Origin of the sequence: Xanthomarina sp. (assembly GCF_035306705.1) — a bacterium.
In the GTDB taxonomy this organism is placed as follows: domain Bacteria; phylum Bacteroidota; class Bacteroidia; order Flavobacteriales; family Flavobacteriaceae; genus Xanthomarina.
Window position 1 is genome coordinate 1 of record NZ_DATGNO010000136.1, and the last position, 2,018, is coordinate 2,018.

Annotated in this window: 3 protein-coding genes; 2 read left to right on the plus strand and 1 reads right to left on the minus strand. The window is 31.1% G+C overall.

Going from position 1 to position 2,018, the window contains the following annotated elements; genetic code table 11:
* A partial coding sequence (locus tag VKY47_RS11025) for a choice-of-anchor tandem repeat GloVer-containing protein (protein ID WP_324312799.1) occupies positions 1–405 on the minus strand: 405 nt, incomplete at its 3' end.
* Positions 406–654: 249 nt separating this feature from the next.
* Between VKY47_RS11025 and VKY47_RS11030 the strand changes: the two genes are divergently transcribed.
* Positions 655–1,233: an RNA polymerase sigma factor gene (locus tag VKY47_RS11030; RefSeq protein ID WP_324312801.1), complete on the plus strand. Its 579-nt coding sequence runs from the start codon at positions 655–657 to the stop codon at positions 1,231–1,233.
* Positions 1,230–1,958 carry a hypothetical protein gene (locus VKY47_RS11035; RefSeq protein WP_324312803.1) on the plus strand — a complete coding sequence of 243 codons (729 nt, stop codon included), beginning with the start codon at positions 1,230–1,232 and terminating at the stop codon, positions 1,956–1,958. Before VKY47_RS11030 ends, VKY47_RS11035 begins: the two co-directional genes overlap by 4 nt.
* Positions 1,959–2,018: the final 60 nt, after the last annotated feature.

The window sequence follows — 2,018 nt, forward strand, 5'->3', positions numbered from 1 at the left end:
AGTTCCATAAAGCTTACCATTTGAAGCTTGGATAACTTGCGATTTAGGTCTTTGTCCAGTCTGCTCATCAAAATCATGTAACTTTGTGTAGAGTGCAGTTATGATATTATAAGAAAAAAGTACGCCCATATTATTTACACCTCCTATATCTGTAGTTCCATATAAAACCCCATTTACATTACAAAGATTTCCATAACCAGGACGCATTCCATCTTCTGCGTTAAAATCATGAACTACCGTATAATTCTCGCCATTATTGTCCGTTTTAAAAATAACACCTTGATTATTTAAACCACCACTACTTGTAGTACCATAGAAGACCATGTTTTGCCCTTGGGCAACTGTAAGTATAACAATTTGCAAGATTAAAAATATTCCGTATTGCATGAGTTTTTTTAGTTTCATAATTTAGTTTTTAAGGAACTTGACAGGTCATCAGTACCGTTTTTAGTATGTGTGATTTGGAAAAGCGCAATAACCACAACCGTAAGAAAGAAAATAAAAAGGAATAAAGTATTCATGGTTTTAGTATTAAAGTTGTTAATGGCTTTCGATGTTTCATCTCAAAAACAAGACAAAAATTAGTTTTCATTTTGTTTTGATTTAGAATGATTTATCTTTAATGAAAGAAAAAAAACAGATGTTAACGCCTTGATGGAAAAAAAATTAAAAATTTCTACGGAAGCCTATTTGATAGATGCTTTAAAGCTTGGAGATAACAAGTCCATTAAAAAACTCTACAACAATTATAGAAACGAGTTTTTTGTGTTTTCAAGAAAATACAATATTTATGAGGATGATATTTCAGACATCTATCAAGAAGCTTTTATAGCCTTACGAAAACATGCCATCTCTGGAAGACTTTACTATATTAAAAGCAGTCTAAAAACCTATCTTTTTGGTATTGGAAAACATCTTATTTATAAAAAACTTAAAGATGCAGGTTCCAAACAAGTGTACGATGCCCAGTTACATAATTCGGCATCAGACTATGAAGAAATACACATGGAAATAACCGAAAGCTTAACACAGGAACAAGAAACATTACGCCTCTATTTTAAACAATTAGGAAAAAGTTGCCAGCAAATGTTAACATTGAGTTTTTATCGAGGACTAACTAATGATGAAATAGCAACCTTACAAGGATACGACAGTGAAGCTGTAGTGCGAAGTCAGAAATCACGCTGCTTGAAAACACTAAAAGACCTTATAAAAAATTCAACATTAAAATGAATAACAGCAAATTAATAGCATTATATTTTTCCAATAAACTTTCTGAAGACGAACTTTTGGAATTTAAAGATCTTTATGAAACCAATCCTGAATTTAAACTGGAAGTAGATTTTTTAGAAAATGTTAAATCGGTTTCAGAAAAAGAAGACGATGCCGAATTTAAAAAACAGTTAGCTCGTTTTGAAGCCGAGTTTATTAAAGCAGAAAAAAGTCCAGTGAGTAAATGGCTAAGACCTTTAATATCTGTAGCTGCTGTATTATTAATAGCTTTAAGTTTACAAATCTTTTATAACAGACCTTTAAATGAAGACAAATTATTTTTAAATTATTTTGAACCTTCAAAAAATGTTAGTGCGCCCATTGTAAGAGCAGAAAAAGATAAAACCACAACAAACCAAGCGTTTCTAGCTTATAGTGAAAGTAATTACAATCAAGCCATTCCATTATTTGAAAAAGCTTTTAAGGACACTGAAAATTCCGAATTATTATTTTATGAAGGAAACGCACTTTTAGCCACAGATCAAACAGAAAAAGCTATTGAAAAACTTGAAGAACATCTTACCTATTCCGATGTATTGACCAATCGAACCTATTGGTACTTGGCATTGGCCTACTTGAAGTCCAAAAACCTGGAGAAAGCAACACTAGAACTTAAAAACTTAATAAATTCAGAAGAAATTTTTAAAAGAGACGAAGCGCGCTCCTTACTTAAAAAATTGGAATAGTTTTTTTCTAAAAAAACCAACTGCTATTAAAGGTACAATTACAAGATAAAGCCATGAATT

Coding starts and splice junctions, on each gene's coding strand:
- VKY47_RS11030 (WP_324312801.1), top strand. CDS start 655: ATGGAAAAAAAATTAAAAATTTCTACGGAAGCCTATTTGATAGATGCT.
- VKY47_RS11035 (WP_324312803.1), top strand. CDS start 1,230: ATGAATAACAGCAAATTAATAGCATTATATTTTTCCAATAAACTTTCT.